At 45.3% G+C, this 16,099-nt stretch carries 12 protein-coding genes; 8 read left to right on the plus strand and 4 right to left on the minus strand.

The features are described 5' to 3' along the window. Positions 1-629: 629 nt before the first annotated feature. The 7 genes from NCY57_RS07780 (at position 630) to NCY57_RS07810 (ending at position 8,993) form a co-directional block, all read left to right on the plus strand. On the plus strand, positions 630-1,010 hold the full coding sequence (locus NCY57_RS07780) for a hypothetical protein (RefSeq protein ID WP_173740012.1): 381 nt from the start codon (positions 630-632) through the stop codon (positions 1,008-1,010). Beyond that, positions 1,007-2,896: a tRNA uridine-5-carboxymethylaminomethyl(34) synthesis enzyme MnmG gene (gene mnmG, locus NCY57_RS07785; RefSeq protein ID WP_015526548.1), complete on the plus strand. Its 1,890-nt coding sequence runs from the start codon at positions 1,007-1,009 to the stop codon at positions 2,894-2,896. Before NCY57_RS07780 ends, mnmG begins: the two co-directional genes overlap by 4 nt. Positions 2,897-2,941: 45 nt before the next feature. Continuing rightward, complete coding sequence (gene rsmG / locus NCY57_RS07790; protein ID WP_059086520.1) at positions 2,942-3,661, plus strand: 16S rRNA (guanine(527)-N(7))-methyltransferase RsmG; 720 nt, start codon at positions 2,942-2,944, stop codon at positions 3,659-3,661. A gap of 302 nt (positions 3,662-3,963) precedes the next feature. Further along, entirely contained in the window at positions 3,964-5,034 is a 1,071-nt protein-coding gene (locus NCY57_RS07795) for an ABC transporter ATP-binding protein (protein ID WP_250789596.1), read from the plus strand. Beyond that, positions 5,031-5,894, plus strand: coding sequence for an ABC transporter permease (locus NCY57_RS07800; protein WP_015526545.1), 864 nt, complete (start codon positions 5,031-5,033; stop codon positions 5,892-5,894). The genes NCY57_RS07795 and NCY57_RS07800 overlap by 4 nt, the downstream gene beginning before the upstream one ends. Positions 5,895-5,907: 13 nt before the next feature. Continuing rightward, positions 5,908-7,437, plus strand: coding sequence for a GldG family protein (locus NCY57_RS07805; protein ID WP_044961237.1), 1,530 nt, complete (start codon positions 5,908-5,910; stop codon positions 7,435-7,437). Next, positions 7,437-8,993, plus strand: a complete 1,557-nt coding sequence (locus NCY57_RS07810; protein WP_250789597.1) for a DUF4340 domain-containing protein — start codon at positions 7,437-7,439, stop codon at positions 8,991-8,993. The genes NCY57_RS07805 and NCY57_RS07810 overlap by 1 nt, the downstream gene beginning before the upstream one ends. A gap of 147 nt (positions 8,994-9,140) precedes the next feature. Here NCY57_RS07810 and NCY57_RS07815 read toward each other — a convergent pair whose 3' ends face one another. From NCY57_RS07815 to NCY57_RS07820, 3 genes are all read right to left on the minus strand, one after another. Beyond that, the gene (locus NCY57_RS07815; protein WP_250789598.1) at positions 9,141-9,428 is read right to left on the minus strand and encodes a hypothetical protein; all 288 of its coding nucleotides are present in this window, start codon (positions 9,426-9,428) and stop codon (positions 9,141-9,143) included. Beyond that, the gene (locus NCY57_RS16795; RefSeq protein ID WP_270390107.1) at positions 9,425-9,559 is read right to left on the minus strand and encodes a hypothetical protein; all 135 of its coding nucleotides are present in this window, start codon (positions 9,557-9,559) and stop codon (positions 9,425-9,427) included. Before NCY57_RS16795 ends, NCY57_RS07815 begins: the two co-directional genes overlap by 4 nt. Before the next feature lie 356 nt (positions 9,560-9,915). Beyond that, on the minus strand, positions 9,916-13,581 hold the full coding sequence (locus NCY57_RS07820; protein ID WP_173740008.1) for a YhgE/Pip domain-containing protein: 3,666 nt from the start codon (positions 13,579-13,581) through the stop codon (positions 9,916-9,918). Positions 13,582-14,163: 582 nt separating this feature from the next. Here NCY57_RS07820 and NCY57_RS07825 point away from each other — a divergent pair. Then, positions 14,164-14,754 (plus strand): TetR-like C-terminal domain-containing protein, encoded by a 591-nt coding sequence (locus NCY57_RS07825; protein ID WP_015526541.1) that lies wholly within the window; start codon positions 14,164-14,166, stop codon positions 14,752-14,754. A 253-nt stretch (positions 14,755-15,007) separates the two neighbouring features. Here NCY57_RS07825 and NCY57_RS07830 read toward each other — a convergent pair whose 3' ends face one another. After that, on the minus strand, positions 15,008-15,961 hold the full coding sequence (locus NCY57_RS07830) for an alpha/beta fold hydrolase (protein WP_173740007.1): 954 nt from the start codon (positions 15,959-15,961) through the stop codon (positions 15,008-15,010). Positions 15,962-16,099 lie beyond the last annotated feature (138 nt).

Here is a 16,099-nt window from a genome sequence, read left to right on the forward strand (position 1 = left end):
GGAATCTCGGCCGTATATGCCGCATGGATTGCGGAACTCCGGTCGTATAACCGTATAGATTGCGGCTACCTGTTGTATGCCACATGGACTGCGGAAGCCCGCAGAGGGTAGATCACATTGGAATGTGAGAAAACCGCAAAGGGGCACAAGGCCGCGCCCCTCTGCACACCCCTGGGCCTTTTTTATATAGTGCAGCGATTGTGGAATGCTGAAAGAAACTAACTTGTGCCTGTATGCTTCTGTATCGGTAATTCAACACTGAGCCGAAATGTATCAAACGGAACTTTGTATATTTCTGTAGGATATATTGTTGCATAATATAGATTGCGGAGACCCGGCCGTATATACCGCATAGATTGAGGAACTCCGGCTGTATATGCCGCATGGATTGCGGAACATCGGCCGTATATGCCGCATAGGCTGCGGCCTCCGGCTGTATGGCACATAGGCTGCGGCCCCGCAGAGGGTAGATCACATTGGAATGTGAGAAAACCGCAAAGGGGCACAAGGCCGCGCCCCTCTGCACACCCCTGGGCCTTTTTTATATAGTGCGGCGATTGTGGAATGCTGAAAGATGCTAACTTGTACCTGTATGCTTCTGTACTGGCAATTCAACACTGAGCCGAAATATGGCAGACGGAAGCAGGAATAACCCCGCAGACGTGCACCGCACGTCGAGAACCTCGTTACAGTTCCATCACAACAATCGGCACAACGTTTCACATCCAATACCGAAGCATACAGACAAAAGTCAACACCGTACCCCACACCACAACCCAAGAACTCCTAAAAAAAAGCCCGAGGGGTGTGCAGAGGGGCCGTGGCTTTACGGCCCCTTTGCGGTTTTCCACAGCTTCCCAAAGCAAAAAAACCAGGCCCTCTGCCAAGAAAGTAAAAATAAAACCAAAAACCAACCACACAATAAACAAAGAAAAAGAAAATCACAAAGAAAAATAAAGAAAAAGAATAAGAGAAAGAATAAGAGAAAAAATAAAGGAGAAAAAGCATGAAAAATCTGGAACAGTTTTTCGACATCATAGTAGTAGGCGCCGGCCACGCAGGCTGCGAAGCATCACTGGCATGCGCCCGCTTAGGGCTCAACACAGTCATGTTCACAGTCAGCGTAGACAGCATCGCCCTTATGCCCTGCAACCCCAATGTAGGCGGCAGCTCCAAAGGCCATCTCGTCCGTGAGCTGGATGCTCTCGGTGGGGAAATGGGTAAAAACATAGACAAAACCTTCATCCAGTCCAAAATGCTCAACCAGTCCAAAGGCCCTGCAGTCCATTCCCTTCGTGCACAGGCCGATAAACAGGCCTACAGCACAGAAATGAGAAAGACACTGGAAAATACAGAGAACTTAACCATCCGCCAGGGTGAAGTGACCGAGCTTCTGGTAGAAGACGGGCACATCACCGGTGTAAAAACCTTCTCAGGAGCCACCTACCACGCAAAAGCTGTAGTCCTCTGTACAGGAACCTACCTCAAGGCCCGCTGCATTTACGGCGACGTCAGCAACTATACAGGACCGAACGGCCTTCAGGCAGCCAATTACCTTACGGATTCCCTGAAAAAGCTGGGGATCGAAATGTTCCGCTTCAAAACAGGAACTCCGGCCAGAATCGCCGGAAACACCATTGATTATTCTAAGATGGAAGAGCAGTTCGGAGATGAAAGAGTCGTACCGTTCTCTTTTTCCACAGACCCGGAATCTGTACAGATCGAGCAGAAATCCTGCTGGCTGACCTATACAAACGAAAAAACACACGAGATCATCCGTGCAAATCTGGACAGATCCCCCCTTTATTCCGGAATGATCGAAGGAACCGGACCACGTTACTGTCCGTCTATCGAAGATAAAGTCGTTCGTTTTGCAGACAAAAAACGCCATCAGGTATTTATCGAACCGGAAGGTCTTTACACAAATGAAATGTACATCGGCGGAATGTCCAGCTCCCTGCCGGAGGATGTTCAGTACGAGATGTACCATTCCGTACCGGGTCTGGAGAACGCCAGGATTGTAAAAAATGCTTACGCTATTGAGTATGACTGCATCAATCCGCGCCAGCTCTATCCCACACTGGAATTCAAAAAGATCAAGGGCCTTTTCAGCGGCGGACAGTTTAACGGAAGCTCCGGATATGAGGAAGCAGCCGCTCAGGGCCTTATAGCGGGAATTAATGCAGCTATGGAGGTAAAAGGCCGGGAACAGCTGATTTTGGACCGCTCAGAGGCATATATTGGCGTTCTCATCGATGATCTGGTAACAAAGGAGAACCATGAGCCGTACCGAATGATGACAAGCCGTGCTGAGTACCGTCTGCTCCTCCGCCAGGACAACGCAGATCTTCGTCTTCGCAAAAAAGGCTGGGAGGTCGGCCTGATCGATGATGAGACATACCATAAATTACAGGAAAAAGAGCGCCGGATCCAGGAAGAGATCGAGAGAGTGGAACATGCAACCGTAGGTGGTTCTGCAGAGGTACAGAGCCTTCTGGAATCTCTGAACAGTACCCTTCTGAAATCCGGAACCACCATTGCAGAGCTGATCCGTCGGCCGGAGCTTAACTATAAGGTGCTTGCACCCATCGATAAAGAAAGACCGGAGCTTCCGGAAGATGTATGTGAGCAGGTAGAGATCAACATCAAATATGATGGCTACATCCGCCGCCAGATGAAGCAGGTAGAGCAGTTTAAGAAACTGGAGCAGAAAAAGCTTCCGGAAGACATTGATTACGAAGATGTAGGAAGCCTCCGCATTGAGGCACGCCAGAAGCTGGAAGCCTACAGACCGGTGTCCATCGGTCAGGCGTCCCGTATCTCCGGTGTATCCCCGGCTGACATTTCCGTGCTTCTTGTATATCTGGAAAGCAGATCCGGACATAAACACGGATAATACAAAGAATAACAATAAAACACAGAAAATAAGAGAGGAAGCTGCATGTACAATTTAGAAATCCTGGAAAAAGGCTGCGAGGAGCTTGGGATCACACTCAGTGACACGCAGAAAAATCAGTTTATCCGATTCTACGAATATCTTGTAGAAAAAAACAAAGTCATGAACCTCACCGGTATCACAGAATTTGACGAGGTTCTCGTGAAACATTTCCTGGACAGCCTCTGCTGCGTCAAGGCTGTAGATATGGGTAAGATAAAAACCGTTATGGACATCGGAACCGGCGCCGGATTCCCGGGTGTTCCCCTGAAGATTGCCTTCCCGGAGGTGGAAGCCTGCCTTCTGGACTCCCTCAATAAAAGAGTAAAATTCCTGGAAGAAACCTTTGCGCTCCTGGGCCTGGAGGGGATTTCCGCCATTCACGGAAGAGCTGAAGAATATGCAAAAAACAAAGCCTACAGAGAAAAATATGATCTCTGCGTATCCAGAGCAGTATCCGGACTGGCAACCCTGTCTGAATACTGTCTCCCGTATGTAAAAGTCGGAGGGCTTTTTGTCTCCTATAAATCCGGTTCTGTAAAGGAAGAAGCAGAAGCAGCAGAGAAAGCAGTAAAGATCCTTGGTGGAAAGATCAGGGATATTCAGTACTTTGACCTTCCGGGATCCGAGATCGGCCGCTCCCTGGTCATTATCGAGAAGGTAAAGAATACCCCGGGCAAATATCCGAGAAAAGCCGGAACACCGCTCAGAGAGCCACTGGCATAAGATACCTCCTGTCGAACAAAGTCAAAATCTGTCCGACAGGAGATTTTTTTGTCCGGGAGTTTCACAAAATTATCACAAATTTATCCTACTTTTATCACAAATTACTTTTACACTATAATCCGATAGAGATGCCCCTGGATTCCCCCATTCTCTGTTTCATCCAGGGGCATTTTCTATTGGTGTTGAAAAGACGCCAGAGTCAAGGGCTTCAGTTTCAGGACCTTTTGCCTCTGGCATCTTATAAAATGGGAAATCGATAATTAAAAAAAGTATTTCCCTGAGAATAAAAGGAGGAGAGTAAAGTGATCGAAGTAAGTAATCTGGTCAAAAAGTATGGCGATCATACTGCAGTTGACCATCTTTCCTTTCAGATCGAAAAGGGGAAAATTTACGGATTCCTGGGCCCCAACGGTGCAGGAAAATCAACAACTATGAACATGATCACAGGATACATTGCTTCCACAGAAGGAAAAGTGATGATCGATGGTCATGATATTCTGGAGGAACCGGAGGCAGCCAAGAAATGTATCGGCTATCTGCCGGAAATGCCGCCGCTCTATTTTGATATGACTGTTCTTGAGTACATGAAATTTGCGGCTGATCTGAAAAAAATCCCAAGAAACCAAAAAGACAAGCAGATAAAAGAAGTCATGGATATGGTAAAGATCACAGACATGAAAGACCGTCTGATCAAAAACCTTTCCAAAGGTTATCGCCAGAGGGTGGGCCTTGCACAGGCAATCCTGGGATATCCGGAGGTGATCATCCTGGATGAGCCGACAGTAGGACTTGACCCGAAGCAGATCATCGAGATCCGTGACCTGATCAAAGGCCTGAAGCAGAAGCACACGGTTATCCTAAGCTCCCATATCCTTTCCGAGGTAAGAGCAGTGTGTGATTATGTTCTGATCATTTCCCATGGAAAGCTGGTAGCCAGCGATACACCGGATAATCTGGAACGTCTGGCAGCAGGCTCTAACAGCCTCCTTATGAAGGTAAAAGGCGAGAAAGACACGATTCGAAAAGCTCTGGAAACGATCGAAGGCGTAACCGGAGTGGAAATGTCCTATGACAGCGATGAAAAATTGTGGAAAACAAAACTTTCCATTCAGGAAAATGTGGATATCCGTGAAAAAGTCTTCTACGCTATGGCAAAAGCGAACTGTCCGATCTACGAGATGCAGGTTAAGAGAGTTTCCCTTGAGGATGTATTCCTTGAGCTTACCGAAGGAGAGAAAAAATCCGCCGGAAAACCGGAAAGCTCACAGTGGAAACCGGTAGAAGACAGATCATCGGAAGAAGAAAAAACTCAGGAAGAAAAAAACGGGGAACCAGAGAAGGCTTCTGATGAGAAAGAGGGGAATCAGTCATGACAGCGATTTTTAAAAGAGAACTGAAAAGCTATCTGACCTCCATGGTTGGATATCTCTTCATATTTTTTGTCCTGGTGCTGACCGGAATTTATTTTTCCGCATATCAGCTTTCAGGCGGCTATTCAAAATTTGAAACTACCTTAAGCGCACTGACCTTTGTGTTCCTGATCGGTGTGCCGATCCTTTCCATGCGTGTACTTGCAGAAGAGCGCAAGCAGAAAACGGATCAGCTTCTTCTGACCGCACCGGTATCTGTATGGGATATCGTATTTGGAAAATATCTTGCACTGGTAGCTGTGTTTGCCATTCCGGTCGTGATCATGTGCGTTTATCCTCTGATCATGAGTAAGTTCGGAACGATTTCCTATGCTTCCGCATACACCGGGATCCTGGGATTTTTCCTTCTGGGATGCGCAAATCTGGCAATCGGTGTATTTATGTCAGCACTTACAGAAAGCCAGGTAATTGCAGCAGTACTTACGTTTGTATTCCTGTTCGCCTTCTATATGATGAACGGAATTTCCTCATTCTTTTCACAGACCTCCATGTCAACTGCAGTGGCATTCGGACTTCTGATCGTGGCGATCGCGATCATCATTTATACCATGATCAAAAATGTCCTGATCTCTGTAGTGATCGGAGCTGTGGGAGAGATTGCCCTTGTGATCGTATACGTTGTAAAATCCAGTATTTTCCAGGGTGGTATCCAGAAGGTACTGAACGTATTTAACCTGAGCGGACATTATGATAATTTTACAAAAGGCGTGTTTGACGTGACAGGAATCGTTTATTTTATTTCTGTTATTGCGATCTGCCTGTTCCTTACCATGCAGTCCATTCAGAAGAGACGCTGGAACTAGGGGGTGAATGGAAATGAAATTCAGTGAGAAATTTAAGAAAAATAAAGGCGAGGCAGCCGTACCGGAGACCGCACAGGACTCCGGCAAAAAGAAACATAAACCGGATCCGAAAAAGCTGGTAGGCACCATCAGCAAAAAACATATCAAAAATGGTTCCTACAGCATGGCTATGGCAGCAGTCTTTATCGTGATCGTGGTTGTGATCAATATGATCGTCGGTGCGATCCCATCCAAATATTCACAGCTGGATGTAAGCTCATCCAAGCTTTACACCATCGGTGATGAAACAAAGAAGGTACTGAAGGCACTGGATAAGGATGTTACCATTTATCAGATCGCGGCAAGCGGTTCTGAGGACGACACGATCTCCAATCTGCTTTCACGTTATAAAGATGAGTCTAAGCATATTAAAGTTGAGGTGAAAGACCCTGTTGTAAATCCGAAATTTGCATCGGAATATACAACCGATGATCTTGCGTCAAACAGCCTGATCGTAGTCTGCGGCGACAGAAACAAGGTTATCAATTACAACGATATGTATTCCTCTTCAGTAGACTATAATACCTGGCAGCAGACTACTACCGGATTTGATGGAGAAGGACAGATCACAAGTGCGATCGGTTATGTAACATCCGAGGATCTTCCGATCATGTACACCTTATCCGGACACGGAGAAAAAGATCTGGATTCCAGCTTTAAAGAAGATATCCAGAAAGCAAACATTGATATTAAGGAGCTGAACCTTCTCACAGAGGGAAAGGTTCCGGATGATGCAGACTGCCTGATGATCGTATCTCCGACCAGCGATATTTCCGAGGAAGAAAAAACAGAGCTCCTGGATTATCTGGAGGCAGGCGGAAAAGCTATGATCTTCTCGGATTATACACAGGATGATCTGCCGAACTTTGATGCGGTTCTTGAAAACTATGGTGTAAAGTGTGCAGAGGGAATCGTATTTGAGGGTGATAATCAGCATTATGGAATGCAGATGCCATATTATCTTGTACCAACAGTCAACAGCACAGATGCAAGCTCTGAGACAGCTTCTGCAGGCTCCTACGTACTGGCACCGTATGCGCAGGGCATTCAGAAAACAGATGATGTAAGAGATACCGTAACCATCGACAGTATCCTGACAACCTCTGACAAGGCTTACTCCAAAACAAATATGCAGAGCAGCAATATCGAAAAGGAAGACGGAGATGTAGACGGACCGTTTGATCTTGGTGTTGCCATCACTGAGAAACTGGATGATGATAAGGAAACACAGATCGTTTACTACTCCACAGCAAATCTGATGGAGAGCCAGATAAACCAGATGGTATCCGGCGGAAATGAAAAGCTCCTTCTGGAGTCCTTAAACTGGATGACCAGCACAGACGACAGTAATTCCGTTTCTATTCCATCCAAGAGCCTTGAGTCCACAAGCCTGACAGTAACCGATTATGATGCAGCCTTCTGGAAGATTTGTACCATTGGTCTGATCCCGGGAGTATTCCTTGTTGCAGGATTCTTGATCTGGCTTAAGAGGAGAAAAGCATAATGAAAAAATCGACCAAACTTGTTTCAGCAGTTGTTGTTCTGGCAGTTCTCGGCGGCGTTTATGTGGGACTGAACACCTACGTATCCAAAGAAGAAAAGACAGAGAGCAGCGAAGAGGAAAGCAAAACAGAAGTGTTTTCCGTGAAAACGGATGACATTAAATCCCTGGAATTTATCGTAGACAAGAAGGAAGTGACCTTTGAGAAAAAAGATGATTCCTGGGTGAAAAAGGATGAGACTGCTTTTCCTGTAAATCAGACAACTCTGGATTCCGCAGCTTCCGCCATCGAAACGGTGGAAGCAGACAGAGTCCTGGAGGATGTGGAGGATCTTACGGAATACGGACTGGATTCTCCATCTAACACAGTAACCGTTGATACCGCTGATGGGACAACGAAGCTCAACATCGGAGATGAGAATACGTCTACGAATCAGTATTACATTTCCAAGGATGATGATGACAGCACGGTATATGTAGTGGCAGCGGACACAGTGTCTCCGTTTATGGATTCCCTTTACGATTATGCACAGGGAGAAGATTTCCCAACAATTGATTCTTCCACAGTGAAAAAGGTTCAGGTCAGCGAGGATAAAGATTCCTATGTCCTAGAAGAAAATTCCGACGGAGCTACCTGGAATGTTTCCGGTGACGGAAGCAGCGATAAAGAGTCTGCCGATACAACGGCAGCAGGAAACGTAACCTCCGGACTTGGAAGCTTTGCATTTGACCAGTTTGTAAACTACAATGCAGAGGATCTTTCCCAGTATGGCCTTGATAAGCCCTATGCGACGATTACAGTGGATTATAAGGAAGAGGTGAAGGATGACAGCACAGACAGTACAGAATCCGGAGAAAACGATTCTACGGCCTCTGAGAGCGATTCTGAGAGCAGTGACACTACTGACACGGACAGCAGCTCAGAAGATGCAGACAGCAAGACAACCACAGTGGATAAACAGCTTGTCATTTACGTTGGTGATGAGGCAGGAGATGGCAGCAGATATGTAACGGTAGATAACAAACAGATCTATACAATGTCAACGGATACATTGAGTGCAGTTATTGACAAGACGCCGTCAGATCTCTGGTCACTGATCGTCAATTATCTGTCTGTAAAAAATCTGGATCAGCTCCAGGTTACTTACGGTGAAACAACAAGTACTGTAAATGTTTCACGTGAAACATCCACAGATGATGACGGAAACGAAAAAGAAACAACAACCTATCAGCTGGATGGTAAGGAAATAGAAAGTACAACCTTTACCACCTTCTACAACAAGCTGATAAACATGGCAGGACAGAAGAGACTGACAGACGCTTATACACCGGCTGCAGATCCGGAGATGACCGCTGTATTCACAGACTCTGACAAGAACCAGACAACCGTTACCTTCTACACATATGACACAAACTATTATGCAGCTGTCGTTGGAGACAAGGTATTTCTTGTAAACAAAATGACAGTAAAAGAAATGTTCAATGCATATGAAACCATGGTAAACGGTGAAACAGAGACAGAAGCCACAGCAACACCAACAGCTGAGGCGGAAAAATAAAATATTAAGAAAATAAATAAAAACACCTCGGAGATCCGCAAACAATAAGGTGATCTCCGAATATCCGCTTGATGATCAGATATTCGGAGACACCACACAGATCAGGATTTTCCGGGGTGTTTTTATGTTGCTGTTATTTTACGGTCCTTACAGATGAATAAGGTCCGTATATTTTTTTACCGTTTGTGATGCGGTATGCACGGATACAGTATTTGGTTGCGGTGCCTGGCTTTTTATCGGTGTAGGTTGTATTTTTTGTATTGCCGATAGCTTTCCAGGTTTTACCCTGAAGACGGTAAATGGTGTAGCATAGGTGATGATTCCGTCTGTTTTTGCGGTCAGTGGATTAGATGCATACCAGGTTGCTTTTTCATTGAAAACCGCAGGCTTGCAGTCAGAAAGAGCTCCGGTTTGTGAGTAGATCTGAGAAGTCATATTGCCGCTTCTTCTGAATCTGACAGGAGTGTTTCTGAACTGAAATCTGCTGCATAGGTCAGGCACGGTGTACTGGCAATCATGGCAGCGGAGATCATAAGGGATAGCAGTTGGGTTGTTCTCTTTTTCATAGATTTCCTCCTTATGTATGCGTGAATTTTTGGTTGCAGGTAAGTCTCTTATGTATGCGTGAATTTTTATGTTGCAGGTAAGTCTCTTATGCATGTGTAGATTTTATGTTGCAGGTAAGTCACTGTAATTGTCGCGGCTTGATTTGCGTAACTGTGCAGGGATTTACCTGATCAGATCTAACCAAATGCGGATGCTTTTATCCGCTTGATTTTCTGTAGCTGCTATAATTATAATGTGGAGAATTGACGAGGACAATATAAAAAAACTGTACAGAAGCTCATCTGAGCAACTGTACAGTTTTAATTTTTCTATATCTAACAGAAGGTTCGGGGGAGCTTCTGTCAGTAACTAAGTATTATGCAAGACCTCTTTCTTCCAGCCAGTCGAAGAGAACAACTTTTTCTGCTTTCTTTCTCTTGGTCATGTGATTGAACTGAAGGATCGTCAGGATCGTGAAGATCACTAACAGTGCAACCATTACAATAATGGAAGTGGTAATGCTCCGGCCACCGCTGATCGTTGCACGGAATGCATTGACCGTGTAAGTAAACGGAACGTATGCATGGATCTTTGCAACGAATGAAGGTGAAACCTCAACCGGATAAGTTCCGGCAGATCCTGCAAGCTGAACGACCATGAATACCAGCATCAGGAAGCTTCCTACTTTACCAAGAGTAATGTTGAAGAAGTACATGATAGAGGTAAAGGTCATTGATGTCAGGCAGGCGAAGAGTACGGTTTTGCCCATCTCTGCAGGTGTGAATCCGTTAAATGCACGTAACAGCAGGATCAGGCAGATTCCCTGGAGGATCGCTACCGGATAAAGGACGGAAGCCTTGCTTGCCCACCATGCGAAACCGGATTTCAGTTTGCCCTTATACTGAGCCAGAGGATACATCAGGCAGAATGCCAGTGCGCCGACCCAGAGGCCTACAGACATCATGTAAGGTGCCATTGCGTGTCCGTTATTCGGGACATCGGTAAGTTTTGTTTCGTCGTTTACAACAGGAGTTGCGAACATTTTGATCGTTTCATCACTTGCTGAATTGTCTTTTACAGTGGTAGCTCCATCGCTGAGGCTTGTGGTCAGTGTCTTGGAACCGTCTTTCAGTTCTTTCATACCGCTTCCAAGCTTCTTGGAGCCATCATACAGCTGAGAGGAACCGCTCTGGATCTGGGCAGCGCCATCTGCAAGCTGTTTTGCACCATTGTTAAGTGTGCTGTTGTTGCTTACAAGCTTCTCGGTACCGCTGAGAAGTGTTGAGGTACCGTTTGCTAATGTCTTAGTACCGTTTGCAAGAGTAGTAGCACCGCTGGAAAGAGTTTTGGCTCCTGTTGAGAGCTTTTTGGTACCGTCTGTAAGAGCGGAGCTGTTTTCGGAAAGCTTTGCAACACCATCGGTGTAGGTTGTGATTCCGGTTGTCAGTGTTCCGGAACCATCGGCTAATGCTTTTGTTCCATCTGCAAGAGTAGCAGCACCGCTGGAAAGAGCCTTGGCTCCTGTTGCCAGTTTCTTGGTGCCGTCTGTAAGAGCAGCACTGTTTTCGGAAAGCTTTGCAATACCATCGGTGTAAGTTGTGATTCCATCTGTCAGTGCCTTAGAACCATCTGCCAGCTGACCTGCACCGGATTTGATATCCGGAAGTGCGTCAGTGATCTGTTTGCCGGCTGTTTTCAGATTCTTTGCACCGTCGTTGAGCTGCTTATCATAAGAGGTCAGTTGGTCAAATCCATCGTTCAGAGCTTTGATTCCTGCTGCTGCAGCCGGGAAGGCTTCGACTGTGCCGTCTTCCAGAGACTGAAGTCCTGCGGAAACATTCTTAGTTCCTGTGTTTACAGCCTGTGCCCCCTGATACAGCTGGGTAACACCTGCAGAAAGCTGAGCGATCAGATCTGTAGGAAGCTGACTTGTAGCTGCAGATAACTGCTCTGAACCTGCGCTCATGGTTGTTGCACCTGCACTCATCTGGTTTGCACCATCTGTCATGGTTGTTGCACCCTCAGAAAGTGTGCCGGCACCCTGAGTCAGTCCTCCGGAGATCTGAGTCAGTCCGGAAGCTGCTTCGTTAAGCTTGGAAGCAACAGCATTCAGATTTTCCTGAGTAGAAGAGAGCTGACCGGATACACCAGCTGCAAGCTGTGAAACCTGATCAGAATAGCTGCTCATGTAAGAACCGTCCACGCCAGTCATTCCACCGGCTACGCTGTTTAAAGCGTTGATCACATCATTCAGAGCTGCTGCGGAAATGGTTCCGTCCTCAGAAGCGGTTGCCTGAATCGCCTGAAGCTGTGCTGCTAAATCGGTCATTGTCTGTCCGGCAGTACCGATCTTGGTATTTGCATCAGTAAGTGCTTCCGTTGTCTGCTGTCCGTATCCTGTAAGGATGCTGCTGACCTGATCACCTACCTGTGAGAACTGTGTGCCTGCATTCTGGAGAGCAGGGATCAGACTGTCTGTGATACTGCTGCTGGTCTGACTTGTGATGCCTGCGGCCTGAGTGATATATCCGGCTGCGTTGTTGATTCCGTCTGCGGCATTGTTCATACCAGCTGCAGCACTGTTCATACCAGCTGCGGCTGTGTCCATACCATCCTTTGCGGAAGTAAGGCCGGCTGCAAGCTTGTTGATGGATTCCTGTGTTGTTCCCTCTTTCAGAGCAGAAACCTTATCGTTCAGGGCTTTCAGTCCGTTTTCCAGCTGCTGTGTTCCGGATATCAGTGACTGTGAGTCATCGGTTCCTTTGGTAACACCGGTATTCAGCTGAGAGATACCATTGGAAACTGTTGTGAGTCCGTCTTCAAGTTTTGCAAGCTCTTTGGCACCGGCTGCGAGTTTGCCAGCACCAGCCACATAGGTGGTAGTTCCATCTGCAAGAGTGTCAGCACCAGCTACATACTGTGTTGCTCCGTCGGAAAGAGTATCAATACCTGCACTTAATGCATTTGCACCGGATTCCAGGCTGCTTGCGCCAGATTTCAGTGTATCAGAATTTTTATTAAGCTCATCCACACCAGCGGTGTACTGCTGAACACCTTCATCCAGAGTATCTACACCGGTTGTCAGCTCCGGAACCTTTTCTGTCAGAGCCGCAACGCCGCTGTTCAGCTGGTTTGCACCGGATTCCAGGCTGCTTGCACCGGATTTCAGTGCATCAGAATTTTTATTAAGCTCATCCACACCAGCGGTGTATTGCTGAACACCTTTATCCAGAGTATCCACACCGGTTGTCAGCTCCGGAACCTTTTCTGTGAGGGTTGCAACGCCGCTGTTCAGCTGATCTGCACCATCGTCCAGGCTCTTTGCACCATCGTTAACCTTTGCAACACCATCGGTGTAGGTCTTAAGACCTTCGGTGAGACTGTCAGCACCACTTACGAAAGTAAGAGTACTGGTGGAAAGCTTCTTAAGGTTTTTGGTAATTGTTTTGTTACCATCAGCTGCTGTATTCAGTCCGTCTTCGATCTTTCCGGATCCGTCTGCAGCTTCCTGCATTCCGTCACCTGCTTCTGAGATAGAATCAAAAACGGTTTCTGTATAGGTTTCCGTAACCTTGGAAGCAATGTTATCACGAAGCTTCAGCATTGCTGTTTCACTGAGCTTGGAGGCGATATAGTTGGTTCCAGGGTTTGTCTCATAGGATAGCTCCATTTGCTTTGGATCGTTGTCCATTACAGTGGCTGCGTTTGCGGAGAAATTTTCCGGAATTTTGATAACCATGTAATAGGTTCCATTGGCCAGACCGTCCTCTGCTGTCTTGCTGTCTACAATGTTAAATGCCATTGAGTCGTTGTCCTTCAGCTCATCCGTCATGTCCTTACCTATGCTTAAGGTCTTGCCATTATACTCGACAGGTTTGTCTTCGTTTACCACGGCCACTGGCAGGCTGTCTACGTTTCCGTAAGGATCCCACATGGATTTCAGAAACAGACCTGCATAGATGATCGGGATTACGATAATGGCGATTACGACGATAAGCATGAGCTTGTTACGAAGTAAGCTTTTCCATTCGTTTTTGATCATATTACCTATCCCTTTCTTATTAAATTGTATTATCAAACATAGTTGATTAATCAAACTTTATTCCAGTAATGGCGACGAGATCTATTAATCATATTAAAATCTATTAATAGCTTTATATTCCATTATCAAACAAAGTGTTGATTTTCTTTACGTGATGTATTATACTAAACACATACCACAGATACAACCATTAAATCTTTACTGAATGTATATTAATAGACGGAAATGATGGAAGTGTCTATTACAGATAAAAAACTGCATAATAGACAAAAAGTACGTTATTTACTTTGAATTTATGTGCAGTTGGTAATATTAAATGCAGACAGGATTCCTATGTTTCAACACAAATATGCAGCAGATATCTGGTATCGTGTAGGTCGGCGTCGTTAACAATTTTGATCTTGTCAATTCTTAACAACAGCAGATATCTGGTATCATACAGATCGGCGTAGAGAAAGCGAATGCTTTTATTCGTTTGAAGGATGCATTATGCATTGTATGACAGTTGCAGAGTATCGTAAGTAACAGGTGATTGAGGCGGAGGAAACGTGCTTGCTTTTTTGAATTGCAGGGGGAATTAAGATGGCGGAAAAAGTTGACAGAAGAGTACGTAAGACCAAGGCACAGTTGCGAGCGGGGCTTGCCCGTCTTATGCAGAAGAAGAGTATTAAGGAAATTACGGTAAAGGAACTGGTGGAAGAAGTTGATATCAACCGCTCCACATTTTATCTTCACTATACAGATATCTATCAGATGCTGGAATCCATAGAGGCTGAATTGATGGAGGAAATCACGCATCTGGTGGCAGACTATCCTCTGGATCCTCTTAATAATAAGGAGAGCTCGTATCCTTTTATTGAGCAGATATTTACGATCCTGGATCATAATAAGGATATTTGTATCGCACTTCTTGGAAAGAATGGAGATATGGCTTTTGTGAATCGTATAGAAAAACTGATCGCAGATACAGTGCTGCATCGCTTGTCAATTCGTCTTCCGAAAGACAACCGTGACATTGAGTATGCGTATGCGTTTTGTCTGAATGGATGCGTGGGAATGATCAAGACATGGCTGTCTTCTGAGAATCAGGAGAGTACACAGCATATGGCAGAGCTGACGCATAAGCTGATCGATAATACAACACACATGTATCTGGAGCAGGCACTTAGATAAGAGAAATGTCCGGATGCATGCTGTGAGTCTGGTAAAAAATAAAGAGTATTGTTTCACGTTTGTTTGAGGGAAAACTCATGTTTCACGTGAAACAGTACTCTTTTTTTATTGGCTTTTTGTTGGTTTATAGCATTTCCACAAATTACTGTATGGAGCTCAATGGCTCCGAATATGAACAATGTACTTTTGATGCGTTGATTTCCAAAATTACTATAGATAAATTTTGTTTTTGATGCCGGATCATAAGTTGTTTTTACAGGAAAATAGCTACCTGTTCCAGGAAATGTTCCGGATCTTCCAGATGAGGAAGATGTCTGGTTTCCGGGATCACAGCGGTTTCAATGGAAGAATTCAGCTTCTGATATTCCTCTGCGATAAGAGAAGCGGAAGCTTCTTTTTCTCCGGAAATAATATAGATGCATGCATCGGAAGATTCTACGGCATTATTAATGTTGATATTCAGGTATTTGCCAATGTAGCTGGAATACAGATATTTGGCGTTGGAACCGCCCTTGTGAGCGGATTCATAATAGGTGTCTACCAGTGTATCTGTTACATGGAAGGGATTGTAGAACAGCTTTTCCATAAACAGACTGCTGATGGATTCGCGGGAAGCTACCATATGATAGATCAGAGTTCCGAAAATCGGAAGCTCGATAAAATACTTAAAGAGCTTGTTGTCTTTACAAGGTGCCTGCTTCAGGGAACTGAAGCTTGGTGGATTGACCAGCATGATCTTGCGGAAATGGTCGGAATTGTTACGGTAAGCCATGATCGCAAAAGAACCTGAGAAACCACTGGCAATAACATCGGTTTCCTCACGAATCACATTCTTGGCAAAATCACAGAGTAACTGAGCAAATACAAAATTGGTATAAGTAATATCCGGTTTTTCAGAACGTCCACATCCAAGAAGATCAATGGTGTAAACGGTATGTTCGGTTGCGAGCTGCTTCTCTATGGCATTCCATTCATAACCGGAAGCACCTGGCATGATGTCATGAATAAGAAGAATAGGGGTGCCATGTCCCTGTTTTGTATAAAAAATCTTTCCAAAACGCCAGTCATAGGTTTTACTGTGTGGCTGTTCCAGCATATCTTTAAGCTGAGATGTGGCATCTATGAAACGGTTAGCAATATGAATAACACCTGCGGCAGTTCCGACTAAAGCTGCAAGAGTAAGTAGTCTGTGTCCATTTTTCTTCATTAAAAAGCCTCCTGGAATTCGTAAAAATAATCAGGACAGATGTAACGTAATTCAGGTATCTGATCTGATTTTTTCTGAATATTTCTTTGCTTTATTATACGACAGGAACGAAAAATTTACAATGCTTTTGTGGGAACC

This window comes from Blautia sp. MB18-30 (assembly GCF_023669475.1).
In the GTDB taxonomy this organism is placed as follows: Bacteria; Bacillota; Clostridia; order Lachnospirales; family Lachnospiraceae; genus Blautia_A; species Blautia_A fusiformis.

Bases quoted from the DNA above. Each gene is read 5' to 3' on its own strand.
- NCY57_RS07780 (WP_173740012.1), top strand. From the start codon at position 630: ATGGCAGACGGAAGCAGGAATAACCCCGCAGACGTGCACCGCACGTCG.
- mnmG (WP_015526548.1), top strand. From the start codon at position 1,007: ATGAAAAATCTGGAACAGTTTTTCGACATCATAGTAGTAGGCGCCGGC.
- rsmG (WP_059086520.1), top strand. From the start codon at position 2,942: ATGTACAATTTAGAAATCCTGGAAAAAGGCTGCGAGGAGCTTGGGATC.
- NCY57_RS07800 (WP_015526545.1), top strand. From the start codon at position 5,031: ATGACAGCGATTTTTAAAAGAGAACTGAAAAGCTATCTGACCTCCATG.
- NCY57_RS07805 (WP_044961237.1), top strand. From the start codon at position 5,908: ATGAAATTCAGTGAGAAATTTAAGAAAAATAAAGGCGAGGCAGCCGTA.
- NCY57_RS07810 (WP_250789597.1), top strand. From the start codon at position 7,437: ATGAAAAAATCGACCAAACTTGTTTCAGCAGTTGTTGTTCTGGCAGTT.
- NCY57_RS07815 (WP_250789598.1), bottom strand. From the start codon at position 9,428: ATGACTTCTCAGATCTACTCACAAACCGGAGCTCTTTCTGACTGCAAG.
- NCY57_RS16795 (WP_270390107.1), bottom strand. From the start codon at position 9,559: ATGAAAAAGAGAACAACCCAACTGCTATCCCTTATGATCTCCGCTGCC.
- NCY57_RS07820 (WP_173740008.1), bottom strand. From the start codon at position 13,581: ATGATCAAAAACGAATGGAAAAGCTTACTTCGTAACAAGCTCATGCTT.
- NCY57_RS07825 (WP_015526541.1), top strand. From the start codon at position 14,164: ATGGCGGAAAAAGTTGACAGAAGAGTACGTAAGACCAAGGCACAGTTG.
- NCY57_RS07830 (WP_173740007.1), bottom strand. From the start codon at position 15,961: ATGAAGAAAAATGGACACAGACTACTTACTCTTGCAGCTTTAGTCGGA.